General features: G+C 70.8%; 28 protein-coding genes. 15 read left to right on the top strand and 13 right to left on the bottom strand.

Annotated features, from left to right (window positions below; translation table 11 throughout):
• The first annotated feature begins 15 nt into the window (after positions 1 to 15).
• Positions 16 to 1,236 (top strand): radical SAM family heme chaperone HemW, encoded by a 1,221-nt coding sequence (gene hemW, locus ACIBO2_RS39855; protein WP_358535532.1) that lies wholly within the window; start codon positions 16 to 18, stop codon positions 1,234 to 1,236.
• A 50-nt stretch (positions 1,237 to 1,286) separates the two neighbouring features.
• On the opposite strand, the gene ACIBO2_RS39860 is transcribed toward hemW, so the two are convergent.
• From ACIBO2_RS39860 to ACIBO2_RS39870, 3 genes are read right to left on the bottom strand one after another with little or no spacing between them, the layout of a single operon-like run.
• A complete protein-coding gene (locus ACIBO2_RS39860) occupies positions 1,287 to 2,141 on the bottom strand; it encodes a DUF4870 domain-containing protein (protein ID WP_358535534.1) in 855 nt (284 codons plus the stop codon).
• Positions 2,138 to 2,947 (bottom strand): DUF3097 domain-containing protein, encoded by an 810-nt coding sequence (locus ACIBO2_RS39865; RefSeq protein ID WP_357947231.1) that lies wholly within the window; start codon positions 2,945 to 2,947, stop codon positions 2,138 to 2,140. Before ACIBO2_RS39865 ends, ACIBO2_RS39860 begins: the two co-directional genes overlap by 4 nt.
• Before the next feature lie 17 nt (positions 2,948 to 2,964).
• Positions 2,965 to 3,729, bottom strand: coding sequence for a hypothetical protein (locus ACIBO2_RS39870; RefSeq protein WP_358535536.1), 765 nt, complete (start codon positions 3,727 to 3,729; stop codon positions 2,965 to 2,967).
• 144 nt (positions 3,730 to 3,873) lie between these two features.
• Here ACIBO2_RS39870 and hrcA point away from each other — a divergent pair, with 144 nt between their 5' ends.
• Positions 3,874 to 4,887: a heat-inducible transcriptional repressor HrcA gene (hrcA, locus tag ACIBO2_RS39875; protein WP_357947237.1), complete on the top strand. Its 1,014-nt coding sequence runs from the start codon at positions 3,874 to 3,876 to the stop codon at positions 4,885 to 4,887.
• Between the two features lie 11 nt (positions 4,888 to 4,898).
• Positions 4,899 to 6,038 (top strand): molecular chaperone DnaJ, encoded by a 1,140-nt coding sequence (dnaJ, locus tag ACIBO2_RS39880; RefSeq protein ID WP_358535538.1) that lies wholly within the window; start codon positions 4,899 to 4,901, stop codon positions 6,036 to 6,038.
• 34 nt (positions 6,039 to 6,072) lie between these two features.
• Here dnaJ and ACIBO2_RS39885 read toward each other — a convergent pair whose 3' ends face one another.
• Positions 6,073 to 6,735, bottom strand: coding sequence for a sensor histidine kinase (locus tag ACIBO2_RS39885; protein ID WP_397303682.1), 663 nt, complete (start codon positions 6,733 to 6,735; stop codon positions 6,073 to 6,075).
• 109 nt (positions 6,736 to 6,844) lie between these two features.
• On the opposite strand from ACIBO2_RS39885, the gene ACIBO2_RS39890 reads away from it, so the two are divergent.
• The gene (locus tag ACIBO2_RS39890; protein ID WP_358535542.1) at positions 6,845 to 7,579 is read left to right on the top strand and encodes a 16S rRNA (uracil(1498)-N(3))-methyltransferase; all 735 of its coding nucleotides are present in this window, start codon (positions 6,845 to 6,847) and stop codon (positions 7,577 to 7,579) included.
• A 12-nt stretch (positions 7,580 to 7,591) separates the two neighbouring features.
• Here ACIBO2_RS39890 and ACIBO2_RS39895 read toward each other — a convergent pair whose 3' ends face one another.
• The gene (locus tag ACIBO2_RS39895; RefSeq protein ID WP_358535544.1) at positions 7,592 to 8,251 is read right to left on the bottom strand and encodes a hypothetical protein; all 660 of its coding nucleotides are present in this window, start codon (positions 8,249 to 8,251) and stop codon (positions 7,592 to 7,594) included.
• Positions 8,248 to 8,727 (bottom strand): SigE family RNA polymerase sigma factor, encoded by a 480-nt coding sequence (locus ACIBO2_RS39900; protein WP_214638568.1) that lies wholly within the window; start codon positions 8,725 to 8,727, stop codon positions 8,248 to 8,250. Before ACIBO2_RS39900 ends, ACIBO2_RS39895 begins: the two co-directional genes overlap by 4 nt.
• A 357-nt stretch (positions 8,728 to 9,084) precedes the next feature.
• Between ACIBO2_RS39900 and ACIBO2_RS39905 the strand changes: the two genes are divergently transcribed.
• The 10 genes from ACIBO2_RS39905 (at position 9,085) to era (ending at position 18,389) form a co-directional block, all read left to right on the top strand.
• Positions 9,085 to 11,067, top strand: a complete 1,983-nt coding sequence (locus tag ACIBO2_RS39905) for a vWA domain-containing protein (protein WP_358535546.1) — start codon at positions 9,085 to 9,087, stop codon at positions 11,065 to 11,067.
• Positions 11,064 to 12,371: an extracellular solute-binding protein gene (locus ACIBO2_RS39910; protein ID WP_397303684.1), complete on the top strand. Its 1,308-nt coding sequence runs from the start codon at positions 11,064 to 11,066 to the stop codon at positions 12,369 to 12,371. Before ACIBO2_RS39905 ends, ACIBO2_RS39910 begins: the two co-directional genes overlap by 4 nt.
• A 4-nt stretch (positions 12,372 to 12,375) precedes the next feature.
• Positions 12,376 to 12,726 (top strand): histidine triad nucleotide-binding protein, encoded by a 351-nt coding sequence (locus ACIBO2_RS39915; RefSeq protein WP_225291013.1) that lies wholly within the window; start codon positions 12,376 to 12,378, stop codon positions 12,724 to 12,726.
• Positions 12,727 to 12,830: 104 nt separating this feature from the next.
• Complete coding sequence (locus ACIBO2_RS39920; RefSeq protein WP_358535550.1) at positions 12,831 to 13,859, top strand: PhoH family protein; 1,029 nt, start codon at positions 12,831 to 12,833, stop codon at positions 13,857 to 13,859.
• The gene (gene ybeY / locus ACIBO2_RS39925; RefSeq protein WP_397303686.1) at positions 13,856 to 14,332 is read left to right on the top strand and encodes an rRNA maturation RNase YbeY; all 477 of its coding nucleotides are present in this window, start codon (positions 13,856 to 13,858) and stop codon (positions 14,330 to 14,332) included. The genes ACIBO2_RS39920 and ybeY overlap by 4 nt, the downstream gene beginning before the upstream one ends.
• Positions 14,329 to 15,630, top strand: coding sequence for a hemolysin family protein (locus tag ACIBO2_RS39930; RefSeq protein WP_358535554.1), 1,302 nt, complete (start codon positions 14,329 to 14,331; stop codon positions 15,628 to 15,630). Before ybeY ends, ACIBO2_RS39930 begins: the two co-directional genes overlap by 4 nt.
• A gap of 327 nt (positions 15,631 to 15,957) precedes the next feature.
• The gene (locus tag ACIBO2_RS39935) at positions 15,958 to 16,629 is read left to right on the top strand and encodes a hypothetical protein (protein ID WP_358535556.1); all 672 of its coding nucleotides are present in this window, start codon (positions 15,958 to 15,960) and stop codon (positions 16,627 to 16,629) included.
• A gap of 34 nt (positions 16,630 to 16,663) precedes the next feature.
• Complete coding sequence (locus ACIBO2_RS39940; protein WP_358535558.1) at positions 16,664 to 16,984, top strand: cytidine deaminase; 321 nt, start codon at positions 16,664 to 16,666, stop codon at positions 16,982 to 16,984.
• A 1-nt stretch (position 16,985) separates the two neighbouring features.
• Positions 16,986 to 17,462 (top strand): NUDIX domain-containing protein, encoded by a 477-nt coding sequence (locus ACIBO2_RS39945; RefSeq protein ID WP_358535560.1) that lies wholly within the window; start codon positions 16,986 to 16,988, stop codon positions 17,460 to 17,462.
• An 18-nt stretch (positions 17,463 to 17,480) separates the two neighbouring features.
• Positions 17,481 to 18,389 (top strand): GTPase Era, encoded by a 909-nt coding sequence (era, locus tag ACIBO2_RS39950; protein WP_397303688.1) that lies wholly within the window; start codon positions 17,481 to 17,483, stop codon positions 18,387 to 18,389.
• Positions 18,390 to 18,476: 87 nt separating this feature from the next.
• Here era and ACIBO2_RS39955 read toward each other — a convergent pair whose 3' ends face one another.
• Genes ACIBO2_RS39955 through ACIBO2_RS39970 form a run of 4 tightly spaced genes read right to left on the bottom strand, consistent with a single transcriptional unit; the run spans position 18,477 to position 21,642 of the window.
• A complete protein-coding gene (locus ACIBO2_RS39955) occupies positions 18,477 to 18,947 on the bottom strand; it encodes a hypothetical protein (RefSeq protein ID WP_358535564.1) in 471 nt (156 codons plus the stop codon).
• 9 nt (positions 18,948 to 18,956) lie between these two features.
• The gene (locus ACIBO2_RS39960) at positions 18,957 to 20,015 is read right to left on the bottom strand and encodes an urease accessory protein UreD (protein ID WP_397303690.1); all 1,059 of its coding nucleotides are present in this window, start codon (positions 20,013 to 20,015) and stop codon (positions 18,957 to 18,959) included.
• 13 nt (positions 20,016 to 20,028) lie between these two features.
• Positions 20,029 to 20,700, bottom strand: a complete 672-nt coding sequence (ureG, locus tag ACIBO2_RS39965; RefSeq protein WP_397303692.1) for an urease accessory protein UreG — start codon at positions 20,698 to 20,700, stop codon at positions 20,029 to 20,031.
• 12 nt (positions 20,701 to 20,712) lie between these two features.
• A complete protein-coding gene (locus ACIBO2_RS39970; RefSeq protein WP_397303694.1) occupies positions 20,713 to 21,642 on the bottom strand; it encodes an urease accessory protein UreF in 930 nt (309 codons plus the stop codon).
• A 137-nt stretch (positions 21,643 to 21,779) separates the two neighbouring features.
• On the opposite strand from ACIBO2_RS39970, the gene ACIBO2_RS39975 reads away from it, so the two are divergent.
• On the top strand, positions 21,780 to 23,009 hold the full coding sequence (locus ACIBO2_RS39975) for an RNA-guided endonuclease InsQ/TnpB family protein (protein WP_397303696.1): 1,230 nt from the start codon (positions 21,780 to 21,782) through the stop codon (positions 23,007 to 23,009).
• On the opposite strand, the gene ACIBO2_RS39980 is transcribed toward ACIBO2_RS39975, so the two are convergent.
• Genes ACIBO2_RS39980 through ACIBO2_RS39990 form a run of 3 tightly spaced genes read right to left on the bottom strand, consistent with a single transcriptional unit; the run spans position 23,010 to position 25,319 of the window.
• Positions 23,010 to 24,716: an urease subunit alpha gene (locus tag ACIBO2_RS39980; RefSeq protein ID WP_397303698.1), complete on the bottom strand. Its 1,707-nt coding sequence runs from the start codon at positions 24,714 to 24,716 to the stop codon at positions 23,010 to 23,012.
• On the bottom strand, positions 24,709 to 25,020 hold the full coding sequence (locus ACIBO2_RS39985; RefSeq protein ID WP_358535576.1) for an urease subunit beta: 312 nt from the start codon (positions 25,018 to 25,020) through the stop codon (positions 24,709 to 24,711). The genes ACIBO2_RS39980 and ACIBO2_RS39985 overlap by 8 nt, the downstream gene beginning before the upstream one ends.
• Positions 25,017 to 25,319, bottom strand: a complete 303-nt coding sequence (locus ACIBO2_RS39990; RefSeq protein WP_358535578.1) for an urease subunit gamma — start codon at positions 25,317 to 25,319, stop codon at positions 25,017 to 25,019. Before ACIBO2_RS39990 ends, ACIBO2_RS39985 begins: the two co-directional genes overlap by 4 nt.
• Positions 25,320 to 25,398 lie beyond the last annotated feature (79 nt).

The following is a 25,398-nucleotide window of genomic DNA, read 5'->3' on the forward strand; positions in this document are numbered from 1 at the left end:
GGGCACACTGGAGTCGTGCCATCCACCTTGCCTGACGGCGACCCCGCGCCCCCGTCCGGCGACCTGCCCGAGAGCGCGCTGCGCGGTCTCGGCGAGCGTCCGTTCGGCTTCTACGTGCACGTCCCGTTCTGTGTGACGCGCTGCGGCTACTGCGACTTCAACACCTACACCGCCGCCGAGCTGGGCCCCGGTGCCTCGCACCGCGACTACGCCGACACGGCCATCGAGGAGGTACGGCTGGCACGACGCGTCCTCGGTGACGTGGAGCTTCCGGTCGAGACCGTGTTCTTCGGGGGCGGCACGCCCACCCTCCTGCCTGCGGAAGACCTGGGCCGGATCCTCGGCGCGATCGACGCGGAGTTCGGGCTCAAGGCGGGCGCCGAGGTGACCACGGAGGCCAATCCCGAGTCGGTCGACCCGGCCTACCTCGGCAGGCTGCTGGACGGCGGCTTCAACCGGGTCAGCTTCGGCATGCAGAGCGCCAGGGAGCATGTGCTCAAGGTGCTCGACCGGCAGCACACGCCCGGCCGGGCGGCGCAGGCCGTACACGAGGCCAAGAAGGCCGGTTTCGAGCACGTCAACCTGGACCTGATCTACAGCACGCCGGGCGAGTCCGACGACGACTGGCGGGCGTCGCTGGAGGCGGCGATCGCCGCCGAGCCCGACCACGTCTCCGCCTACTCGCTGATCGTGGAGGACGGCACGCGGCTGGCCGCCAGGATCAGGCGCGGCGAGCTGCCGATGCCCGACGACGACGTGGCCGCCGACCGCTACCAGATCGCCGACGCGCTGCTGGCGGAGGCGGGCCTGCGCTGGTACGAGGTGTCCAACTGGGCCACGGACGACGACGCGCGGTGCCGGCACAACCTGCTCTACTGGACCGGTGGCGACTGGTGGGCGGTCGGCCCCGGCGCGCACAGCCACGTGGGCGGCACCCGCTGGTGGAACGTCAAGCATCCGGCCGCCTACGCGCAGCGCCTGGCCGCGGGCACTTCGCCCGCGCACGCGCGCGAAGTGCTCGCCGACGACGACCGCGACGCCGAGCGGCTGATGCTGGAGCTCCGGCTGGCCTCCGGCTATCCGGTCGCCGATGTGGCTCCGGGCGCGCGTACGGCCGTCGCGGTGGCGCTGGGCGACGGCCTGCTGGAGCCGGAGCCGTTCAAGGTGGGGCGGCTGGTGCTCACCCTGCGCGGCCGGCTCCTGGCCGATGCCTTGGTACGCGATCTGCTCGGCTGAACATTGCCCTGGTACGGGATCTGCTCAGCCGACTCTGGTACGCGATCGGCTCAGCTGACCATGCGGATGGCGATCGGGTAGCGGTAGTTCTCGCCCTTGTTGGCGGCGACGGCGGCCTGGATGTGGAAGATCAGCGACACGATCCAGATGATGGGGAACAGGATGATCCCGATCAGGACGACCGTCAGCAGGCCCGCGACGACGTAGCCGATGAACATCGTGATCTGGAAGTTCAGCGCCTCGGCCGACTGGTCGCGGACATAGGGTGACTCGTCCCGCTTCATCAGGTAGATGATCAGTGGGCCAATCCAGGAGACGAGCAGGCCGAGCAGGTGGGCCAGCATGGCCATCGTGGTGTCGTCGCTGCCCGGCCGCGGACCGTAGACGCCGGGGACGTGTGGCGGACGCTGCTGCGGGGCCGCGTAGCCGTAGCCGGGCTGCGGCGTGGGCGGCTGCCCGTAACCGTAACCGGGCGACTGGCCGTAGCCGCCGGAACCAGGCTGTCCGTAGGCACCAGAACCAGGCTGCCCATAGCCACCGGATCCAGGCTGCCCGTAACCGTAACCAGGTTGCGGCCCCGACCCAGGACCGCCCTGAGGCCCGGAACCGTACCCGGGCGTCGGACCGGGGCCAGGCTGGCCGCCGTACCCAGGCGCGGGACCGGAGCCGGGCTGAGCTCCGTATCCGGGCTGGTCGCCATATTCAGGCGCGGGACCCGATCCGGGCTGGCCGCCATATTCGGGCGCGGGACCAGATCCAGGCTGGCCGCCATACCCAGGCGTCGGACCCGATCCGGGCTGGGCGCCGTACTCCGGTTGCTGAGGGGTTTCGGGGTTGATGTCCGACTGCGAGATGCGCCGCGTCGCATCATCGTCCGGCGGCGGCTGCGGGGGATCCTGGCTCATGGTGCCTCCGTAACGAAGTCGATCAGTTCCTCGACCCGGCCGAGCAGCTCGGGCTCCAGGTCCGTGAATGCCGAGACGGCGCCGAGGATCCGCCGCCACGCGTCGGCCGGCTCCATCCGCCAGCCGAGGGCGGCGATCACGCCCTCCTTCCACGGCACCCCGCGCGGCACGTCCGGCCAGGCCGGGATCCGCAGCACGGAGGGCTTGACCGCCTGCCAGATGTCCACGTAGGGATGGCCCACGACGAGCACGTGGGGTGAGGTCACCTGAGCGGCGATCCGGCTCTCCTTGGAGCCCGGTACGAGATGGTCTACCAGCACGCCCAGCCTACGCTCCGGCGACGGGCCGAACTCGGCGACGATCGCGGGCAGGTCGTCCACGCCCTCCAGGTACTCGACCACGACGCCCTCCACCCGGAGGTCGTGGCCCCAGATCTTCTCCACGAGGGCGGCGTCGTGCACGCCTTCCACGTAGATGCGGCTCTCCTTGGCCACCCTGGCCCGCAGGCCCTCGACGGCTATCGAGCCGGACGCGCTCCGCCTGGGGCTCGACACCCCCGGGGCGGCCGGCCGTACGAGCGTCACGACCTTGCCGTCCAGCAGGAACGCGGCGGGCGCGAACGGGAACAGGCGGCGCTTGCCGAAGCGGTCCTCCAGCGTGACGGCCTCCTTGTCGCAGGCCACCACGGCGCCGCAGAAGCCGCTCTCGGCGTCCTCCACGACCAGATCGAGTTCGGCGGGCACCTGTGGGATCTTGCCCTTGCCCGGCCGCCGCCAATTTCCCGCTAGAACATCGCCGTCGTACACACGGGGACCGTAGCAAATCACCCGCCCGCCGCAAGGCGCTTGCGATGAGAGCTGCGCCGGGTCACCACCATGATCGTCGTGATGACGGCGGCAAGCACGCCCAGACCCGGGATCACCACCAGCGCCGCCACACCGCCCACCAGCCCACCCGCGGCGGCGGCGAAGTCGCGGCCGACTCCGAAGCGCACGTTCGTCGGCTCCTGGGTCGTGCAGGTGAACTGGTAGTCGCCCTTGGCCGGCGCGTTGACCACGAGGATGAGCTGCCACTGCGTGCCGTTGACGGTGACCCGCTCGGTGCCCGACGTCTTGGCGAGCTTGGCCTGGCCGGGACCGCCGTCGATCCGGCACATGTAGTGGACCTGGCTCTCACTGGCGAGGTACACCACCGGCTTCTCTACCGGGTCCAGCGGCACGGTGACGCTCTGGCCCGCCGTGAACGTCTTGGACGGGGCCACCGCGCCCACCGTGTTCAGGATGCCGCTGACGAACACTCCCACCCCGGCCAGACCGGCGAGCAGGGCCAGTCCCCAGGCGACCGCGATCCACCGCAATCGCGGTCTGATCAACTTCGGGTCAACCTGAGGGCCGAAACGCTGCGGCGTGCCGTAAGGTCCGGGCTGGTACGGCTGCTGCTGCCCGTAGGGGCCGGGCTGGGGGTACTGCTGGCCGTATTGCGGCGGACCATATTGGGGCGGCGGCGGGCCGAACTGGGGAGGTTGCCCCTGGTACGGACCCTGTCCCGGCGGCGGACCGTAGGAGGGGGGCTGGGAGTCATCGGTCATATCGGCCAGTGTGCGCCCTATGGGCGGCCACTCGCTAGCTCCGGTGTTATCGCACCTTGTGGGCGGGAGCCGTACACTTGGCACTCGGGAACACAGAGTGCTAGACCTGTCGTTTCCTGAAAGGCAGAGGTAGGAGGTGAGCGCGTGCTCGACGATCGGAAGCTGGCGGTGCTCCGCGCCATTGTCGAAGACTACGTGTCCACCAACGAGCCGGTGGGCTCCAGGGCGCTCGCCGAACGCCACAACCTGAAGGTCTCCCCAGCGACGGTCAGGAACGACATGGCCGCCCTGGAGGAGGAGGGCTACATCACCCAGCCGCACACCAGCGCGGGCCGCGTGCCGACGGACAAGGGCTATCGCCTGTTCGTCGACCGGCTCTCGCAGGTCAAGCCGCTGTCCGGGGCGGAGCGCCGGGCGATCGAGACGTTCCTCGCCGGCGCGGTCGACCTCGACGACGTGGTCACCCGCACGGTGCGGCTGCTGGCGCAGCTCACCCGGCAGGTCGCGGTCGTGCAATACCCGACGCTGACCCGTTCGACGGTCAGGCACGTCGAGCTCGTGCCCCTGCACGACCGGCGGATCATGCTCGTGCTGATCACCAACACGGGCCGCGTCGAGCAGCGGGTGGTCGAGCTGCCCGAAGTGGTGGAGGACACCCGCATCGCGCACCTGCGCGCGGTGCTCAACGCCTCCCTCGACGGCTGCGGCCTGCTCAACGTCCCCGATCAGGTCGCCGACCTGCCCGAACGGCTGCCCGTCGAGGACCGTCCCGTGGTGGCCACTATCCTGTCGGTGCTCCTCGAGACGCTGGTCGAGCGCCACGATGAGAAGATCGTGTTCGCCGGTGCGGCCAACCTCGCCGGGGCCGACTTCTCGACCGGGCTGCGCGACGTGCTCGAAGCACTGGAGGAGCAGGTCGTGCTCATGCGGCTGCTCGGCGAGACTTCCACAGACACCCCGTCCACGCTCACCGTGCGCATCGGCTCGGAGAACCCGTTCCTCCGTGGCACGTCGATCGTCGCAACCGGGTACGGTTCTGGCGACAACGAACTGGCTCGGCTAGGCGTGCTAGGCCCCACGCGGATGGACTATCCCGTGACGATGGGCGCCGTGCGCGCGGTGGCACGCTACGTCAGCCAAATCCTGGCTGCATCATAAGAGGTCGATAAGTGGCAAACAGCGACTACTACGCCACCCTCGGGGTGCGCCGTGACGCCAGTCAGGAAGAGATCAAGAAGGCCTACCGCAGGCTTGCCCGCGAACTCCATCCCGACGTCAATCCGGACCCCGCGACCCAGGAGCGGTTCAAGGAGATCACGCAGGCCTACGAGGTGCTGTCCGACGCCAACAAGCGTCAGATGTACGACCTGGGCGGCGACCCCTTCGGCGGCGCCGGCGCGGGTCAGGGAGCGGCCGGCTTCGGCGCGGGCTTCCCGTTCAGCGACATCATGGACGCCTTCTTCGGCACGGCCGGTGGCGCCCGCGGGCCCCGTTCGCGGGCCAGGAGAGGGCGCAACGCGACCATCCGCGTCGAGCTCGACCTGAGCGAGACCGCCTTCGGCACCACCCGCGAGCTGGTCGTCGACACGGCCGTGCTCTGCGAGGTCTGCCAGGGGGCGGGCGCCGCGTCCGGCACCCACCCCGACACCTGTGACATGTGCAACGGACGCGGCGAGATCTCCCAGGTCACCCGGTCGTTCCTGGGTCAGGTCATGACCTCCAGGCCGTGCCCCCAGTGTGGCGGCTTCGGGACGATCATCCGCCACCCGTGCCAGGAGTGCTCGGGTGACGGCCGCGTGCGCACCCGCCGTACGATCAAGGTCCGCATCCCCGCGGGCGTCGAGGACGGCACGCACATCCAGCTCGCCGGTGAGGGCGAGATCGGCCCCGGCGGCGGCCCGCCCGGAGACCTCTTCCTGGAGATCGTCGAGCGCCCGCACGAGATCTTCGAGCGGCGCGGCGACGACCTGCACTGCACGGTCCAGATCCCGATGACGGCCGCCGCGCTCGGCACCAACCTCGCCGTGGAGACGCTCGACGGCTCCGAGGAGGTCGACGTGCGGCCGGGCACGCAGTCGGGCCAGGTCATCACGATGTACGGCAGGGGCGTGCAGCGGCTCAACGAGACGGGCCGCGGCGACCTGCTCATCCACGTCAACGTGGAGACTCCGCTGCGGCTCGACGAGGCGCAGGAGGGGCTGCTGCGCGAGCTGGCCAAGCAGCGTGGCGAGGAGCGGCCGCCCGGGAAGTTCGCCCCCGGGCAGCAGGGGTTCTTCTCGCGGCTGCGGGACGCGTTCAACGGCCGCTGAACGGACGCGTTCAACAGCCGCTGAACGGACGCGTTCAGCGGCCGGTGACCCGTGAGGGCACCAGGAGCTCGCCCGGGAGGGCCACCCGGGCGGTGATGCCGTGTGGCGGCGACTCGTCCAGCCACACGCGCACGCCGAGCCGCTCGGCCAGCCTGCCCACCACGTAGTGGCCGAGGTAGCGGGTGGGGGCGGCGAAGAAGCGCCGTTCGCCACGCAGCCGGGCGTTCGCGGCGGCGCGCTCTCCCTCGGTCATCCCCACGCCCTGGTCGACGATCGCGATGTGGCACTCGCCCTCGCGGGTGCTGGCCCGGATCTCCACCTCGGTGTCGGGCGCAGAGCAGGTCAGCGCGTTGTCGACCAACTCGGTCACCAGATGCGCGATCTCGGCGACGGCGGTGCCCCTGAGCAGGGCGTCGTCCACTTCCCCCAGCACCGCGCGGCCCGACCCGGCCGCGCTCAGGGCCGAGCGGAGCACGTCGCGTACGGCCACGGGATCGGGCGGGCGGCGCGGGCGGCCGGTGGCGGGCCGGTGGGGCTCCTCGGCCGCGGGCCCCGTCGTGTCCGGGGCCTTCCCGGCGAGCCGGCGCGGCGCCGCGCGGGCGATCGTGGCAGGGACGGTGAGCAGGACGGTCAGCCGGGTCTTCAGTGCGCACGGCCAGCGCCGCGCGCGGCGGGTGTTCCTGGACGGAACGGTCATCGCTCTGGACCCCTCGTAGAGTGACCTCAGGAAGGTGCGATCGCGGCCAACCTTAATCGTTTCGTGATCCTATGGCTACTGAACGTGAAAATCTTTGGGGTGATCGCCGGTGACCGTGCCGGTATTCCTGGCCGACGGCCTCGCTGACCGCACCGGGCCGGAGCTGGTCCTCGACGGTCCTGAAGGGCGCCACGCGGCCTCGGTCCGGCGCCTGCGCGCCGGAGAGCGGATCGACCTGACGGACGGCGCCGGCACGGTCGCCGAGTGCGTCGTACGCGAGGCGTTGAAGGACGCGCTCAGACTCGACGTGCTGGGCCGCTACGAGGTGCCGCCGCCCGAGCCCAGGCTGGTCGTCGTCCAGGGGCTGCCCAAGGGCGACAGGGGCGAGCTGGCCGTCGAGATGATGACCGAGGCGGGCGTCGACGTGATCGTGCCCTGGGCGGCGGCTCGCAGCGTCACCCAGTGGAAGGGCGACAGGGCGGCCAAGTCGCTGGCCAAGTGGCGTTCGACGGCCCGGGAGGCGGGCAAGCAGGCGCGCAGGTTCCATCTGCCGGAGGTGGCCGCGCCGGTGGCCACGGCCGGGGTCGAGGCGCTGCTCGGCGGCGCGGCGCTCGGTCTGGTGCTGCACGAGGAGGCCGCCGAGCCGCTGTCGGGCGTGACGCTGCCCGCCGGGGGCGACATCGTCGTCGTGGTGGGGCCCGAAGGGGGCGTCTCGGACGCGGAACTGGCCGGGTTCAAGGCGGCGAAGGCGGTGCCGGTGCTGCTCGGCCCGACGGTGCTGCGTACCTCGACGGCGGGGGTGGCGGCGGCGGCCGTACTCCTGGCGCGTACCGGACGCTGGTGAGCTCTCAGCCGCTCACGGTGTGGTCGCGAGAGGGGTGCCGCCGAGCGGGCTGGCGAAGGTGCCGGGCGTCGTGTCGATGTCGGTCGGTGGGCACTCCTCGAGCGGGCAGGGCCCGCCGGGCATGCTCGTGTCCGACGGCGTGGGGGTCGGCGTAGGCGTCGGTGTGGGCGTCGCCTCGTCCGTGGGGCAGTCCTCCGGCGGCTGCTCCTCGGTGGGCGTCGTGGGAGTGGGGCACGTGGGAGTCGGTGTCGCCTTGGGCGTCGGCTTGCTGGTGGACTTGGCGGTCTCCGAGGCGGGCAACGGCGCGGAGGTGATCGGGGCGGGCACCACGGCGGGCGGATCGTCCGCCGGCGGGCTCGGCTTCGGCGAGGCCGGCCGGCTGGTCGAGGAGTTGGACGGCGGCTTGGACCTGGTGTCCTTGACCGGCTCGATGGTGTCCTGCTGCATGACCTTGTGGCGCAACTCGGGGACGACCATCACGATCGTGCCCGCCACCAGCAGCGCGCTGGCGGCGGCGGCGCCCGCTCGCCACCAGAACAGGTTGCGCACCCCGCGCCGCTCGATGCGGGCGCGGATGATCTCCAGTCCTTCCGGCGAGGGCACGACCGTGTCCGCCTCCGCTCGGAGCACACGGCGCAGGACGTCGCCGTACTCGTCGGGGGACTGGGTCATGACATTTTCTCCAGGACGGATCGCAAGGCGGCCATGCCACGAGCTGTGTGGCTCTTGACCGCACCCTTGCTGATGCCCATGGCGTGGGCGATCTCAGCCTCGGACAGATCACCGTAGTAGCGAAGGACGAGTGCCTCTCTCTGACGTGTTGGCAGGGACCTTAGCGCTTCGATGACGGCAGTGCGTTCGAGCTCGCCGATCGCGCCGTTCTCGGCGCTCGGAGCATCGGGCAGGCCCTTGGGCGCGTACTTCTCGACGACCGCGCGGTGACGCAGCACGGAACGGGACCGGTTGACGACGGATTGCCGCAGGTAGGCAAGTGCTTTGTCGGGATCGCGCAGTCTACGCCATGCGCCATGGATGGCGACGAACGTGTCCTGCACGACTTCTTCCGCGGTTGCCATGTCTCGCACCAGCAACACAGCGAGACGCACTAATGACCGAAAGTGCGCACTGTAAAGCGCGGTCACGGCCATGTCGGCGTCCCACCCGACCGGCACCGCCCCCAGCGACCTGTCGGCCAAGAGGGTTTCGGTGGTCACATCATTGGGACGCGCAGCCTTCCCGGAGGGTTTACGCTCTTGCGGTTCCTTAGAGGGCATTAGCCAGTCGTGTCCTCGCCAGGTGGCTTCGCCCGACCCTGAATCGTCTTGTTTTTCGGCAGTCTCGCACACTAACCCTAACCGCGAGGATCTTCGGACGCACGGCACGGCGGATTACCGATTCGCAACGGAGACAGCAGATTCCGGCCGATCTAGGATCGAGGGAGAATGCGGCGCCCCCAGTCACCCCGCAGAGCCGCCCCGGCCGCTCGGAGCGAGCGGTTGAAGGACGTGGCTGCCATCGTGACGCCACTATGGGCCTTCCTGGGGGCGGTGGCGGCGCCACTGCTGGGCGGTGGCGCGGCCGGGCGCGTGGTGTTCATCGTGGCCTCCCTGGTGATCCTGGTCCTGACCGTGCTCGTGGTGGTGGTCCTGCTCGGCGCCCGGCTCGGCCCCGTCGGGACGGCCGTCGCGTGGCTCGGCACCCTGCTGCGGGCGTTCTTCGGCGGGGTGTGGCGGCTGATCGTGTTCGTCGCCCTGCTGGTCAGGGCCGCCGTGGAGTGGGTGAGCCGGCGCACCGGGCCGCTGACGGCCGGGGCACTCGGGTTCGTCGCCGGGGTGCTCGCGGTGGTGCTCGTCCTGCAGGGCGGGCCGCTCGTACGGATCGGACTGGGCTGGGCGCTCTCCACCCCCTGTGACCAGCCGCTGGAGCTGCGGGTGCTCACCTCCGCCGAGAACGTGGCCGCCCTCCAGGCGGCCGGCCGCCGTTACGCCGACGAGAGCGCCGACCTGCGCGGCTGCCCGCGCGTGCGGTTCTCCGTGACCCCCCAGCCGCCGCTCGCCACCATGTCCCAGGCCGCCAACAAGGAGTGGAACGACCCCGCCTCCTGGAACAGCAGCACCTACCGCGCGCTGATCGCGGTCCACCCCGACATCTGGATCCCCTCCAGCGCGGCCACCGAGGAATATCTCCGCCAGGCGTTCGCCAACCTGGGCCAGGTCACCTTCGACCGGATGACCCCGGTGGCCACCTCCGCGCTGCTGGTGGCGTTCACGCCCGCGCTGGAGGCGCGGCTGGGCACGCAGTCCCCGCCAACGGACCTGCCCGGGATGCGGGCCTGGCTGGAGAGCGTCGGGGCACCCCTGGCCAGGCCACGAGCCGACCTGTCGGAGATCGGGCTCATCGCCAGCGCCGGGCTCTACGGCGCCGACACCTCCAAGGACATCTCCGACGAGATGGCCTACACCCCGCCGAACCTCCCGCTCTCCGACGCCGCCAGCCTCCTCTGCTACGCCCGCGACCGCTTCGACACCGTCAAGGAATCGCTCGCCATGATCGTGCCGGAGCACCTCGTCTACGCGGTCAACAACCACCAGGACCTGGGCGCCTGCGCTCCGGGGCGGCAGACGGCCGGCCTGTCCTGGCACCGGCTCGACGGACTGCCCACCCTCAGCTACCGCTACGTCCGGCTGAAGTGGGCCGATCAGTGGAACGACGCGCGCGAACGGGCGGTGATCGACTTCCACGACTGGCTCGCCCAGGACAAGCTCGCCCCCTACGGCTACCGCGACTCGGCGGGCGTGTCCGACCGCAAGGAACCCATGCCGCTCGGCAAAGAGCTCGACTCAGGACAGGCCGACAGCGCCGAACCGGCCACCGTCGAACCGGCCCGGCTGATCGACCGCCTCGGCAAGGCGCATCCGGAGACGTCGTTCCTGCTGCTGGTAGACGCGTCGGGCTCGATGGGCAATCCGATCACCGGCGGCACCGCGCTGCAGCGGGCCAGCTCAGGGGCCAGCACCTTGCTCAGGCGGCTGCGCGAGGGCCGCGACACAGTCCGGCTGGCCACCTTCTCCGACTCCGGCGAGATCGGCGAGACCCTGGTGACGGGCTCGGCTCAGGTGGCCGGACGGCTGGGGACGCTGGCCGTACACGGGCGCGACGCCCCGCTCGGGGACGTGCTGGCGCGGGCGGCGCCCCTGCTCGCGGACACCCCCAACCCGGTCGTGGTCATGCTGACCGACGGCGGTCACCAGGCGGGCGACCTCGGCCGTACGGTGGCCGCCCTGCGGAAGGTGAAGGGGCTCAGGGTACGGCTGCTGCTCACCGGGGAGCAGCGGTGCGACGCCGATCACATCGCGCGGTTGGTCAAGGCCGCCGGCGAGGTCGTCAAGTGCGCGCCCATCAGCCGGGCCGAGGCCGCGACGCCGTACCAGGACCAGGTCGACGAGGTCGACAAGGAGCTGACGGAGTTGTGGCGGGAGAGCCCGTGACCGCGCGGCGATGGCGGGCCGCGGCCGTGGGCGCGGCGGCCGGGGTGCTGCTCACGCTCGGCGTGGTCGGCGTCAAGGAGCGTCCGGCGCCCGCGGAGCAGTGCGTGGACGACGACGTGATCAGGGTCGCCACCGGCGATGACGTGAGCGTCGGCGGCGCGCGCAGGGAGCTGATCCGCCGCTGGAAGGGCCCGCTCGTCCAGATGATCGAGATCTCCAGGGTGGCCGACCTCAAGCGCGACGAGATGCTGGCCGCCGCCCAGGCCGACCCGTGCCAGGCGTACGACCTGCTGATCATCGACATGGCCTCGACGGCCGAGTTCGCCGCGGCCGGCCTGCTCAGCGAGATCCGGCCCGAGGACGTCCCCTCGGGGCTGGTACGCCAGGCGCGCGAGAGCGGTCAGTGGGACGGCAAGCAGTACGCGCTGCCGTTCGCGGTGGACGTGGGGCTGCTGTACCGCAGGGCCGACCTGCCGGAGCCGACGAGCTGGGACCAGCTCTGGCCCGCCGCCCGCCAGGCCGGCGCCACCTATCGCCGCGGCGGCTACCTGGCGCAGCTCGCCGACTTCGAGGGCCGGACCGTGGGGCTGCTCGAACTGCTCCGCGCCTATGGCGCCACCGTGGTGGACGACGACGGCGAGATCGTCCTCGACCAGGCGCCCAACGACCGGCGGGCGCTCGCCGCGCTGCGGTGGATGCGGCAGTGGCAGAGCGACCAGACGCTGGGGGACTCCTGGAAGGACAAGGAGGCCGAGAGCCTGGCCGCCTTCGCCGACGGGGGTGCGGGATACCTTCGGCACTGGCCGTACGCGGATCTGCAGCTGATCACCGACGGCAGAACGCCGTTCAAGCTGTCGAAGCTGCCCGGCCCCGCGACGCTCGGCGGCTCGAACCTCGCCATCACCGCCAGATCCACCAAGTACGACAGCGTCCTCAAGTTCGTGAAATACCTCCTCCAGCCGGACAACCAGCGGCAGCTGTTCGCCTGCGGCGGCTACGCCCCGGTCGTCGAGGCCGCCTACGAGGACGTGGCCGCCTGCCCCGAGGCCGACGCGCGCGAGACGGGCACCCCGCCGACACGCGACGACCTCCAGCGACTGGCCACCGCGATCAAGGAGTCGCTGCCGACGGCCACGCGGCCCAAGCTGGAGCACTACACCCGGTTCAGCGAGGTGTTCAGGGCCTGCGTGACGAAGTACCTCTTCGCCGCGGAGGAGCCCACTCTTCGCGACATCGGGATCATCGCCGACGAACTGGAGGCGGCCAAGCTGGGCAGGACCGAGGAGGGCGAGCCCTGTGGGTAGGGTGCTGCCTGTGACCGACTGCCTCTTCTGCAAGATCGTGGCCAAGGAGATCCCGGCCGAGATCGTCCTCGAGAACGACCGGGCGCTGGCCTTCCGCGACATCAACCCGCAGGCGCCCACGCACGTGCTGGTCATCCCCAAGGAGCACCACGCCGACGCGGCCGCCCTGGCCCAGGCCGACGACGGCCTGGCCGACGACGTGCTCAAGACCGCGCACGCCGTGGCCGTGCAGGAGGGCGTGGCCGAGCGCGGTTACCGGGTGGTCTTCAACACCGGGCCGGGCGCCGGGCAGACGGTCTTCCACGTGCACGCCCACGTGCTCGGCGGGCGTGATCTGCGGTGGCCGCCCGGCTGATCCGCCGCGGTGATATTGGCGCGAGCAATCAGCCTGGTCCCGGCTACGATGGGCGGAGAAGTACATCCGAACAGACCGGGAGGCATCAGGCCGCTGGCCTGCCCATGTCCGAACTACATGAATCCCGAAGAACGGCACCTCCCTCGCGCACTCAAGCCAAGGTGCTGATACCGGACGAATACCCAATGGTCAGCCTCCTGGGCTCCCGTGACGAGCTGCTGCGCGTCATCGAGGGTGCGTTCAGGGCCGACATCCACGTGCGTGGCAACGAGATCACCGTCACCGGCAGCCCTGACGAGAGCGGCGCCGTCGTGCGCCTGTTCGAGGAGCTGGTCGAGGTGCTGCGCAATGGCGGCGAGCTGACCGCCGACGCGGTCGAGCGGAGCATCGCCATGCTGCGCATGACGTCCGACCGCCCGGCCGAGGTGTTGTCGCTCGACATCCTGTCCTCACGCGGCCGGACGATCCGGCCCAAGACCGTCAACCAGAAGCGCTACGTCGACGCCATCGACCAGTTCACGGTCGTGTTCGGCATCGGTCCGGCGGGCACCGGCAAGACCTATCTCGCGATGGCCAAGGCCGTACGCGCGCTGCAGGAGAAGCGGGTCAACCGCATCATCCTGACGCGGCCCGCCGTGGAGGCGGGGGAGCGGCTCGGCTTCCTACCGGGCACGCTCTACGAGAAGATCGACCCCTACCTGCGCCCCCTGTACGACGCGCTGCACGACATGCTGGACCCCGAGTCGATCCCCAAGCTGATGGCGGCGGGCACGATCGAGGTGGCACCGCTCGCATATATGCGCGGTCGCACGCTTAATGACGCTTTTATCATCCTAGATGAGGCGCAAAACTCCTCGGCCGAGCAGATGAAGATGTTCCTGACCAGGCTCGGCTTCAATTCCAAGATCGTGGTGACCGGTGACGTCACGCAAGTCGACCTGCCCTCGGGCACGGTCAGCGGCCTGCGGGTGGTCCAGGAGATCCTCGATGGCATCAACGACATCCACTTCTCCCGGCTGACCAGCGCCGACGTGGTCCGCCACAAGCTGGTGAGCGAGATCGTCGACGCCTACGGCCGCTACGACGCGCTTCAGGAGCCGAAGCAGATCCAGCATCGGGGGAAAAGACGTTGAGCATCGAGATCAATAACGAGTCGGGCGCCGAGGTCGGTGAGCAGGGCCTGGTCGAGCTGGCCACGCACGTGCTGGGTGAGATGGGCATCAACCCGCTCGCCGAGCTGTCGATCGTGGTGATCGACGAGCGCACGATGGCCGAGCTGCACGAGAAGTGGATGGGCGAGCCGGGTCCGACCGACGTGCTCGCCTTCCCCATGGACGAGCTGCGACCGGGAGGCGGGGCGCGCGGCGACGCCGACATCGCCGCCGACCCGGCGCTGCTCGGCGACGTGGTGCTCTGCCCGCCGGTGGCCGCCCGGCAGGCGGAGGAGGCCGGTCACAGCGCGCAGGAGGAGCTGGAGTTGCTGTGCACGCATGGCATCCTCCACCTGCTCGGCTACGACCACGCCGAGCCTGAGGAGCACAAGGAGATGTTCGGCCTGCAGGCCCGGCTCCTCGAGTCGTGGCGGGAGGTGCGCAGCCCGCGGTGAACGCCTGGTTGCCTCTGGCCATCGCCCTCGTGGTGATCGGTGGCCTGATCGCCAGTGCGGAAACGGCACTGACGCGCATCTCCAGGGTGCGTGCGGAGGAGTTCGTGCGCGAGGGGCGGCGTGGCGCCGAGCGGCTGCGGGCCATCGTCAACGACCCGCCGCGCTATCTCAACCTGCTGCTCCTGCTCCGGCTGAGCTGCGAGCTGATCGCCACGGTGATCGCGACGCTGCTGTTCATCGACCTGATGCACGACCAGGGCTGGGCGTACGTGTGCGCGGCCGCCGTCATGATCGTGGTCAGCTACGTGATCGTCGGCGTCTCGCCCCGCACCCTCGGCCGCCAGCACGCCGAGCCGATCGCGCTGGCCAGCGCCCCCATCGTCTACGGCCTGACCCGGATCTTCGGCCCGCTGCCCAAGCTGCTCATCCTGCTCGGCAACGCGCTGACCCCCGGCAAGGGGTTCCGCGACGGCCCGTTCACCTCCGAGGCGGAGCTGCGCGACCTGGTCGACCTGGCCGAGGAACGGCGGATGATCGAGCCCGACGAGCGGGAGATGATCCACTCGGTCTTCGAGCTGGGTGACACGCTCGTACGCGAGGTCATGGTGCCGCGCACCGACATGGTCTTCATCGAGCGGGGCAAGACGCTCAGCCAGGCGCTGTCGCTGGCGCTGCGCAGCGGCTTCTCCCGCATCCCCGTCGTGGGTGAGAACGAGGACGACGTCATCGGCATCGCCTACCTCAAGGACGTCACCCGCAGGGTGCACGAGTCGGACTCGGGGGAGGACGGCGGTGAGGAGAAGGTCGAGTCGATCATGCGCCCGGCCACCTACGTCCCCGAGAGCAAGCCGATCGACCAGCTCCTGCGCGAGATGCAGGCCAGGCAGATCCACCTGGCCATCGTCATCGACGAATACGGCGGGACGGCCGGCCTGGTCACGATCGAGGACGTGCTCGAGGAGATCGTGGGCGAGATCGCCGACGAATACGACCGGGAGGCGCCCCGCGTCGAGACCATGCCCGACGGCGGGCTCCGGGTGACGGCCCGGATGCCGGTCGACGAGCTAGCCGAGCTGTTCCACACCGAGATCGAGGTCGACGACGTCGAGACCGTCGGCGGGCTGCTCGCCCACGCGCTGGGCCGGGTGCCGATCGCGGGCTCTCAGGCGGAGATGGCCGGGCTCCAGTTGACGGCCGAGAGCCTCGCCGGGCGCCGTAACCGGATCAGCACCGTGGTCGTCCGCAGGGTGGCTCCGCATGAGGGTGATGTCGTACCCGCCGCCGCCGAGCACGACTGACAGCGCGCTGACCCTTTTGCGATGGATATGGCAAGTGTTCTACAAGTCTGTTGCAAGCGGCGTACGACAGCCTTAATCCCGACACCCCAGTGCGGTGGGTGTCACTGGGGGAGCATCCGAACGCCGGGTGGGGTTCGCGGCGGGAGGATGCCCCTGGGGGGACGACAACGTCTCGGTCTGCTAGCCGATCGTGACGTTGCTCGGCGTAAAGGGGGTTCACGTCCGGTAAGCCGGACGAGAACCCCCTTTTAGCGTTTGGGGCTTTGTTGGTGACTCTGGTGGATTGCCGTATTCGTCGCCCGGGGACGTTGCGAACCGGGGGGAATCATGGAACGCGGGATCACCGAACGAGGGATCACCGAACGAGGGATCACCAAACGCGGGATTATCGTCCTGGCCGTCATGGGCGGGCTGCTCGCCGGATGCGGCGGCGGGCCGGCCGAGAGTTACGTCGACGTCCAGGCCATGGCCCGGCTGCGCGAGGCGCTGAACAAGGATCCGCAGCTGCCTGACGGCTTCTCCGCCCGGTCGGAGGAGCCGTGGCGGGTGCCGTTCGCGGCGGCGGACCACAACTGCCGGGCCGCGCTGGATCCGGCCGCGGGGCGGGCGCCGGCGCTGGCGCTGACGGCGCAGGCGGCGGCCAGCTTCGAGGGGGACGAGCTGGGCGAGGTGGCCGGGGTGGGCCTGGCGCGCTACGCGGGCTCGGAGGCGGAGGGGCGCATCGAGGAGCTGACCGAGGCGCTGGAGGCGTGCCGGGCGGTGCGGGCGGGTGGTGGCACCCGGTTGCGGCTGACGATGCTGCCGGTCGAGGACGTGGGCGACGAGGTGGTGGGCGCGGAGCTGCGCGGGCGGCTGAACGGCTACCCGTACGCGCTGGATGTGATGCTCGCCCGCTCGGGTGACACGCTGGTGTCCGTCGTGCACACGGGCATCGCCAAGGTGGACCCGGAGCGTACCCGGCAGGTGCTCAGCGCCGCTGTGGGGATGGTCAGTGCTTAACCTGTGGGGATGGTCAGCGCCTAACCTAGAGTTCGTGACTCTCGATCCAGAAGACAGCAAGATCATTACGCTCGCGCGGGCGGCCAGGGCGCGCAACGGCTCGGCCGAAGGCGCCGCCGTACGCGATGAGACCGGGCGCACCTACTCCGCCACGAACGTCGCGCTCTCCTCCCTCACGCTCTCCGCGGTGCAGGTGGCGGTCGCCACGGCCATCTCCAGCGGCGCGCAGACGCTGGAGGCGGCGGCGCTGGTCACGGCGGGCGACGGGCCGAGCGCAGAGGACGAGGCGGTGGCCGCCGAGCTGGGCGTCAAGGCGCTGCTGGTGGCCGGGCCCGACGGCACGCTGAGGAGCTGACGTGGCGATTTCGCCGCATTTGGCCGCGGTGCGGGCCAAGGTCGGTTCCGATCTGCTGATGCTTCCGTCGGTCTGCGGCTTCGTGTTCGACTCGGCGGGCCGGGCGCTCATGGCGTGTCACGGCGACGTGGGCCTGTGGGCCGCGCCCGGCGGCGGCGTCGACCCCGACGAACGCCCCGAGGACGCCCTGGTCAGAGAGCTTCAGGAAGAACTCCGCATAGACGTCGCGCCGCGCGGCCTGATCGGTGTGTACGGCGGGCCCGAATTCCGCACCGTCTACCCCAACGGGCACCAGTGCGCGTACGTCATCGCCGTGTACGCCTGCGTCATCGAGTCGGGCACGCCCACCCCCGACGGCGACGAGATCACCGACGCCCGGTGGGCGACCGAGCCGGAGATCGCCGGCCTGACCACGACCACCTGGATGCCGTTGGTGCTGCCCGACGCGTTTGCCTGGTGGCGTCAACAGGGCGTTTGATAGGCCACAATGCACTATGTGACTTCGCCAGACAGCCATCGCGCCGGATTCGCCTGCTTCGTTGGGAGGCCGAACGTCGGCAAGTCCACGCTGATGAACGCCTTGGTCGGCACGAAAGTGGCGATCACCTCATCCAAGCCGCAGACGACCCGGCGCGTCATCCGGGGCATCGTGCACCGGCCCGAGGCCCAGATCGTCATCGTCGACACCCCCGGCCTGCACCGCCCCCGCACCCTGCTCGGCGAGCGGCTCGACAGCCTCGTGCTGTCCACGCTGACCGAGGTCGACGTGATCGGCTTCTGCGTACCCGCCAACGAGCCCATCGGCAAGGGCGACCGCTTCATCGCCGACAAGCTCTCGGCCGTGAAGAAGACGCCGGTCGTCGCCGTACTCACCAAGTGCGACCTGGCCTCCAAGGAGCAGATCGCGCAGCAGCTCCTGGCGCTGTCGCAGGTGGCGGAGTTCGCGGCGATCGTCCCGGTGTCGGCGCAGTCGGGTGAGCAGCTCGACGTGCTGGCCGAGGTACTGATCGAGCACCTGCCGGAGTCGCCGCCGCTCTACCCGGGCGGGCAGCTCACCGACGAGCCCGAGCAGGTGCTGGTGGGGGAGCTGATCAGGGAGGCGGCGCTGGAAGGGGTACGCGACGAGCTGCCGCACTCGATCGCCGTGGTGGTCGACGAGATGATGCCGCGCGAAGGGCGGGATGATCTGCTCGACATCTACGCGCACATGTTCGTCGAACGGCCCTCGCAGAAGGCGATCGTGATCGGCCACAAGGGCGAACGCCTGCGCGACGTCGGGACGCGGGCACGCGCCCAGATCGAGGGGCTGCTGGGCACTCGGGTCTATCTCGACCTGCGGATCAGCGTGGCCAAGGACTGGCAGCGCGACCCCAAGCAGCTGCGCCGCCTGGGCTTCTACGACTGACAGACCCTGTCACGACGGACGCCACGGGCCTTTCGCGATCCACGGGCTTTTCGCGATCCACGGGCCTTTCACGATCCACGGGCCTTTTCACGCCTGACGGCCGCGGACCAGTGACAGGACGGCGAGGGCGACCGCGGCGAGGGCGCAGGCCAGTGCGGCGAACCAGCCGTAACGGATGCCCGGCTCGATCGACAGGAACCCGAGATCGACGGAGACCCCGTTGCCGACACCGGGCGGATCGACCACGAACATCACCAGCACGATCGTCGCCACCGCCCCCGGGATGACGGCCAGCGCGGCCACCCTGGGCCGGCCGAACACGCCCGCGACCCCGAGCGCCAGCGTGGCGATCCCCGCGATGAGCGCGTACACGCCAAGGCTGTCGTCGATGCCCCGGATGTCGTTGGACACGCCGCCGATGGCACCGAGCCTGGCCTCGATCCCCGTCCACGGCAGGAACGCGCAGAACACCAGCAGCGCCCCGGCCACCGCGATGACGAACGCGTAGCCACGCCGCGCCATGGGCTTCGCGGGGCTCGGTGAGAGAGAGTCGGCCACCCGATCACCTTAGGTCGGGCGCGCGGCTCCTGCCAGGCTACTGAGGGCCACACCCTCACCCCACTCCAGACGCCGGCGCAACGCGACGGCGTCGGCGGCCAGCGCGGACACCAGCACACCCGGTCCGGCCAGCGGCAACACGGCCACCCCTTCCGCGACCACGGCCCCTGAGGCGGCTTCCGACGGGGTGATCAGGGGCGGGGTGTCCTGGGGCGTGGTGACCTGGGGCACGGTGCCCACGGGCGGGGTGTCCAGGGGCGGGGTGTCCAGGGGCGGGGTGATCAAGGGTGGGGCGATCAGGGTGGTGCCGACGCAGCGGGCGTCGCCGTAGACGGCGGGGGAGGCGTCGGTGGCCGGGTCGCCGACCGTGTACTCCTGCCTGAGCAAGGGACGGCCGTCGTACGTCGCGTCGAAGCGGGCGTGGCAGCGGCCCGGCGCCTCGCCGTACCGGCCGAAGACGATCTCCTCGCGCCAGAACACCCGCGCGCCCGCCGCCAGCGTAAGCCGTACCACGAGGCGGTGGGCGCATCCGGCGGCGAGCACCGTCGGCTGCGGCGCGAAGCGGAGTGTGGCGCCCGCCCCAACGTGCGCGGAGATCACCATGACGGACTCGCCGTCGCCGGGCAGCACCAGCGTGCCGGCCACCGACCCGACCTCGAGGCTGGTGCCGGAAGCGATGTCGAGGTCGAGTTCGAGCCGATCGCCGCCGAGCGGGCCGGCCGCCGTGGAGACCAGGTGCACGGTCCGCGGCCCCGTCTGCCGCAACGTCAGGGGCGGTGCTGAGCTCAGCCCGCTGATGACCGTCCGGCCACCGGCCAGGGATGTCGCGACGGCCGCCCGAGCCCGCATCGCCCGCCGCCCAACGCCCGCCGGAGCCTGCGTCGCCCGCTGCCTGACACCGGTCGGGACCTGCCTCGCCCGCCCGGCCTCTGCCTGGGCCCGCTGCCTGACGTCCGCCGGAGCCTGCGTCGCTTGCCGCCCGGTGGCCGCGAGGGTGTTCGCCGACGTGCCCTCCTGGGCGTCTGACGAGGTCTCTGACGCTGTCTCGGGCAAGCCGGTGTCAGTCATAGGGCGACTGCCTTCATGCCGCTGAGACGGGCTCGTGGGGCCAGGAAAGGGCCTGTTCGGAGACCCAGGCCGCCACGGACGACGCCGAGGGGTTCTGCCGGATCGAGGTGAACAGGACGGGTTTGTCGCCGCGTACCGCCGCCGCGTCGCGGGCCATCACGTCCAGGTCGGCGTCCACCAGCGGTGCCAGGTCCGTTTTGTTGATCACCAGCAGGTCTGCGGAGGTGACTCCCGGCCCGCCTTTGCGGGGGACCTTGTCGCCGCCGGACACGTCCAGGACGAAGATCTGCCGGTCGGCCAGGCCACGGCTGAACGTCGCCGTCAGGTTGTCCCCGCCACTCTCCACGATCACCAGGTCCAGCGGGCCGAACCGGTCCTCCAGGGTCTCCACGGCGTCGAGGTTCGCGGCGATGTCGTCGCGGATGGCCGTGTGGGGGCAGCAGCCGGTCTCGACGGCGAGGATGCGTTCCTGGTCGAGTACCCCGGCCCGGCGCAGGAAGTCGGCGTCCTCGGTCGTGTAGATGTCGTTGGTCACCACACCCAGCCGCAGGGAGCCGCCGAGCGCGCGGCACAGGGCGGCGACCAGGGCCGTCTTGCCGCTGCCCACCGGCCCGCCCACGCCGAGGCGGAGCGCTCTGCCGTGGTGGGCGGGCGCGTGGTGATGGTCGTCGTGATTGGCGCCCATGGCGTGTCCTTCCTAGGAGACGAACAATCTGACCTTGGCCCCCGCATGCCGCTCGGCCAGCAGGTCCAGCGCGGGGGCGGACCGGGCGGGCAGCTCGGCCCAGAGCCGGCCGTACCCGGTGGCGTCAGAAGCGGTGGTGGTGAGGTCGGACGGGGTGATGTCAGAGGCAGCGGTGGCGAGGTCCGGGGGCAGGTCGGACGGCGTGGCGTCGGAAGCCGTGGCGGCGAGGGCCGAGGCCAGGTCGGCGAGCAGGCCGTGGACCGCTACCGGGTCCAGGCCGAGCAGGCGGACCGCCGCCGTGGCCGGGCCGGTGATCGCGTGGTAGGCCGCCGCCAGAGCGGCGTCCTCGGGCGACCCTCCCGCCGCGTGCGCCGCCGCGCCGAGCGCAATGGGGTGATGGGGATTCGGTACGGCCAGCGCCAGGTGGTCGAGCGCGGCGGCGTGACGGCGATTCGGTACGCCCGCCGCCAGGTCGTCGAGCGCGACGGGATGACCAGGATTCGGTCCGGCCGTCAGGTCGTCGACCGTGGGCGACGGCCACAGGCGGCGGGCCACCCGCAGGAGCAGCCTGCCCTGGGTCCTGGAGGCGGTCCGCTGGGCTGGGGAGGCGGTTCGGGCGTCGGCCTCCGCGTCCAGGAGGCTCCACAACGCGCCGAGCGCCTCTGGCCGGGCCCGCGCGGAACCCTCCGTCCCTGAACTCTCCTGCGACCGTGCCCGCGCGCAAGCCTCCGTACGCGAGCTCTCCTTGCCCAAGGCGCAGGCGGAGGCGGCGAGGGCGGCGGCGACGTGCCCGGAGGTGCGCAGGCGGCCCCTCAGGAAGGCGGCCAGGGACGCCAGGTCGTGGACCGCGCCCGTGGCGATCACCTGTTCGGTGCCGCCCGAGTGGGCGTGGCCCCCGGCCGGGAGCCGGGAGTCGGTGAGGAGCAGGAGCGCGGGGTTCATCTGAATGGTGGCGCGGAGACCCGGTCCTTCAGGACCGGGAGAAAGCGCCACCCCTCCTTTCGAAAACAGTATGGAAAGACTCGGTCACGTTCGGCAATGTGTGCGGTGGGTGAGGACGTTGTGACAGGAGGTGTGCGATGGCGATCCGCCGCTCCACCACCAAACGCCACGGCCTGCCCACGACCGTGCAGCTCCGGCTCACACCCACCCCGGCCCAGGTCGACGCCCTGGCGGTAGCGGTGCAGGTGTGCAACCAGGCGGCGACCGTCGTCTCCCGCCTGGCCTGGCAGCACCGCGTCTTTACCGTGGTGGAGCTGCATCGGCTGGCCTACTACGAGGTGCGCGGGCAGGTGGCCGGGCTGGGCGCGCAAGCGGCCGTGCGGGCGATCGCCCGGGTCGCCGGCGCCTACGCCAACCGGCGCGCCAGCAAGAAACGCGCGCACATCTTCCGCCCGCAGGGCGCCGTCCCGTACGACGCCCGGCTGATGAGCTTCAATCGTGATGCCCGAACGGTGTCGCTGTGGACTCCCACCGGCCGCGTCACCATCCCCTACACCGGCCGACCAGAAGACCTCAAAGCCATCGACACGCTGCCGAGAGGGGAGGCGGACCTGATCTGCCGACGCGGCGTCTGGCTGCTCCAGGTCGCCCTCACTCTGCCCCAACCGGTGGTGCGTGAGCCGGTCGACGGCTTTGTCGGGGTGGATCAAGGGGTGGCGAACCTTGCGGTCACCTCCGATGGTGCGGTGTTGCCCGGACCCGCGCTGTCGGAGCCGGTCGGCGGTAACGGCCACGTCCGCACCCTGCGGGAGCGGCGGCACCGGCAACGCCGACGCCTGCAGAAGAAGGGCACGCCTGCGGCGCGGCGGGTGCTGCGCCGCCTGTCCGGTCGTGAGCACCGGATGATGACCGACCTCAACCACCAGATCAGCACGTTTGTGGTGCGTGAAGCCGAACGCACCGGCCTTGGTGTCGCCCTGGAGGATCTGCAGGGCATCCGCGGACGGGTAAGGGCTCATCGGTTCCAGCGGCGTACCCTGCACAGCTGGGCGTTCGCCCAGCAGATCGCCTTCACCCGCTACAAGGCCGCCCGAGCCGGAGTCGCCTTCGTCCTGGTCGACCCCGCCTACACCTCGCAGGCATGCCCGGACTGCGGGGACGTCAGCCGGGCGAATCGGCCGGCGCGGGGCCGGTTCGTCTGCACAAGGTGTGGCCTCGCTGGGCACGCCGACCACATCGCAGCCCGCAACATCGCCACACGCGGCATAGCGGGCTGGGCTGCCATCAACCAGCCACACGCTACCGGCCTCCCTTCACCCAGACGGGACCGCGAGAGCAAACCACCAGCTTCACCCGGTGGTAGTTGATCAGAACAGGAAGTAGCGCTGGGTCATCGGGAGTGTCTCGGCGGGCGCGGGTTCGATTAGGTCGCCGTCCACGCGTACCTCGAACGTGTCCGGGGCCACGTCGATCCGGGGCAGCGCGTCGTTGAGCGGCATGGCGTCCTTGCCCCGCCCTCGTACGTCCGCCACGGCGACCAGGCGGCGACGGACCGCGAGGCGGTCGGCGAGGCCCGCGTCGAGGGCGAGGGGTGAGACGAAGTGCAGCGAGGTGGCGGCGGCCGTGGCCGGGGCGGCGCCGAACATCGGGCGGGGCAGCACCGGCTGCGGCGTGGGGATGGAGGCGTTCGCGTCGCCCATCTGGGCCCAGGCCACCACGCCGCCCTTGAGCACCAGCGTGGGCTTGACGCCGAAGAACGCCGGGTCCCAGAGGACGAGGTCGGCGAGCTTGCCGCGTTCGACGGAGCCGAGTTCCGCGTCGAGGCCGTGGGCGATGGCCGGGCAGATCGTATATTTCGCGATGTAGCGGCGGGCGCGGAGGTTGTCGGCGGGACCGCCCAGAGCGCCGCGGCGGCGCTTCATGACGTGCGCCGTCTGCCAGGTACGGATGATCGTCTCGCCGACGCGGCCCATCGCCTGCGAGTCGGAGCCGATCATCGAGATCGCCCCCAGGTCGTGCAGGACGTCCTCGGCGGCCATCGTGGTGGGCCGGATCCGGGACTCGGAGAAGGCCAGGTCCTCCGGGATCGACGGGTTCAGGTGGTGGCAGACCATCAGCATGTCGAGGTGTTCGTCGAGCGTGTTGATGGTGTGGGGCCTGGTGGGGTTCGTGGAGGAGGGCAGGACGTTGGCGAACGACGCCATCCTGATGATGTCGGGCGCGTGCCCGCCCCCCGCCCCTTCTGTGTGATAGGCGTGAATCGTCCGGTCGCCGATGGCGGCCAGCGTCGACTCGACGAACCCGGCCTCGTTGAGCGTGTCGGTGTGGATCGTCACCTGTACGCCGTGCGCGTCGGCCACCTTCAGGCAGGCGTCGATCGCGGCCGGCGTGGAGCCCCAGTCCTCGTGCAGCTTGAACCCCGAGGCGCCCGCTTCGAGCTGTTCGACCAGGCCCTCGGCGCTCACCGTGTTGCCCTTGCCGAGCAGCGCGAAGTTGAGCGGGTAGGAGTCGAGCGACTCCAGCATCCTGGAGAGGTACCAGGTGCCGGTCACCGTGGTGGCCTTGGTGCCCTCGACCGGCCCGGTGCCGCCGCCGACGATGGTGGTGACGCCCGCGCCGATCGCCTCCTCGAGGATCTGCGGGCAGATGAGGTGCACGTGGGAGTCGACGGCGCCCGCGGTGAGGATCTTGCCGTTGCCGCTGAGGATCTCGGTGGAGGGGCCGATGACGATGTCGACCCCGTCCATGGTGTCCGGATTGCCGGCCTTGCCGATGGCGGAGATCCGGCCGTCGGTGACGCCGACGTCGGCCTTGACCACGCCCCAGTGGTCGAGGATCACCGCGCCCGTGATGACCAGGTCGGGCGCGCCCTCGGCCCGGGTCGTCCTGGCCTGGCCCATCGACTCGCGGATCACCTTGCCGCCGCCGAACACCGCCTCGTCCCCGGCCCCCGCCGGCCCCACGGACAGGTCCTCGGTGACCTCGACGAACAGGTCGGTGTCGGCCAGCCTGATGCGGTCGCCCGTGGTGGGGCCGTACAGGGCGGCGTATCGAGCACGGGAGATGTCAGCCATCGAGGGGGCCCGCCCATTCCGGTCGCAGGCCGGGCACCACGCGGCGCCCGGCGATCGGCACCAGGGTCACGTCGCGCTCGACGCCCGGCTCGAACCTGATCGCGGTGCCCGCGGGCACGTCGAGCCGCATCCCCCAGGCGGCGTCGCGGTCGAAGGCCAGCCCGGGGTTGGCGGCGGCGAAGTGGTAGTGGGACCCGACCTGGACCGGCCGGTCGGCGGTGTTGACGACCCGGACCGTCACCCTCGCCCGCCCCGGATTGAGCGGGATGTCGTCGGCGGGATGCAGATATTCGCCCGGAATCACGGGATCGGCCTGTGCACGGTGACCAGCTTGGTGCCGTCGGGGAAGGTCGCCTCGATCTGGACGGAGTCCAGCATCTCGGGCACCCCCTCCATGACGTCGTCCCGCCCGAGCACCGAGCGCCCGGCGTCCATCAGATCGGCCACGGTCCGCCCATCCCTTGCCCCCTCCATCAGGAACGACGCGATGATCGCGGTAGCCTCTGGGTGGTTGAGGCGCAGGCCCCTGGCCTGACGCTGCCGGGCCACCCCGGCGGCGACGTGGATGAGCAGGCGCTCTTGCTCGTGTGGGGTAAGCCGCATGGCCCGGACCTTAAGAACCGGCCGTTTCCGCGATGTTGCCGGGGGATGTCGAGTCGGTTTCCGCTCGGGCCACCCGTCT

The organism is Nonomuraea sp. NPDC050022 (genome assembly GCF_044460705.1).
GTDB lineage: Bacteria > Actinomycetota > Actinomycetes > Streptosporangiales > Streptosporangiaceae > Nonomuraea.

Excerpts from the sequence above, each read along its gene's own strand:
- ACIBO2_RS39860 (WP_358535534.1), bottom strand. The coding sequence starts at position 2,141 with ATGAGCCAGGATCCCCCGCAGCCGCCGCCGGACGATGATGCGACGCGG.
- ACIBO2_RS39870 (WP_358535536.1), bottom strand. The coding sequence starts at position 3,729 with ATGACCGATGACTCCCAGCCCCCCTCCTACGGTCCGCCGCCGGGACAG.
- ACIBO2_RS39885 (WP_397303682.1), bottom strand. The coding sequence starts at position 6,735 with ATGACCGTTCCGTCCAGGAACACCCGCCGCGCGCGGCGCTGGCCGTGC.
- ACIBO2_RS39895 (WP_358535544.1), bottom strand. The coding sequence starts at position 8,251 with ATGACCCAGTCCCCCGACGAGTACGGCGACGTCCTGCGCCGTGTGCTC.
- ACIBO2_RS39900 (WP_214638568.1), bottom strand. The coding sequence starts at position 8,727 with ATGGCCGTGACCGCGCTTTACAGTGCGCACTTTCGGTCATTAGTGCGT.
- ACIBO2_RS39920 (WP_358535550.1), top strand. The coding sequence starts at position 12,831 with ATGTCCGAACTACATGAATCCCGAAGAACGGCACCTCCCTCGCGCACT.
- ACIBO2_RS39935 (WP_358535556.1), top strand. The coding sequence starts at position 15,958 with ATGGAACGCGGGATCACCGAACGAGGGATCACCGAACGAGGGATCACC.
- ACIBO2_RS39960 (WP_397303690.1), bottom strand. The coding sequence starts at position 20,015 with ATGACTGACACCGGCTTGCCCGAGACAGCGTCAGAGACCTCGTCAGAC.
- ureG (WP_397303692.1), bottom strand. The coding sequence starts at position 20,700 with ATGGGCGCCAATCACGACGACCATCACCACGCGCCCGCCCACCACGGC.
- ACIBO2_RS39970 (WP_397303694.1), bottom strand. The coding sequence starts at position 21,642 with ATGAACCCCGCGCTCCTGCTCCTCACCGACTCCCGGCTCCCGGCCGGG.
- ACIBO2_RS39975 (WP_397303696.1), top strand. The coding sequence starts at position 21,780 with ATGGCGATCCGCCGCTCCACCACCAAACGCCACGGCCTGCCCACGACC.
- ACIBO2_RS39980 (WP_397303698.1), bottom strand. The coding sequence starts at position 24,716 with ATGGCTGACATCTCCCGTGCTCGATACGCCGCCCTGTACGGCCCCACC.
- ACIBO2_RS39990 (WP_358535578.1), bottom strand. The coding sequence starts at position 25,319 with ATGCGGCTTACCCCACACGAGCAAGAGCGCCTGCTCATCCACGTCGCC.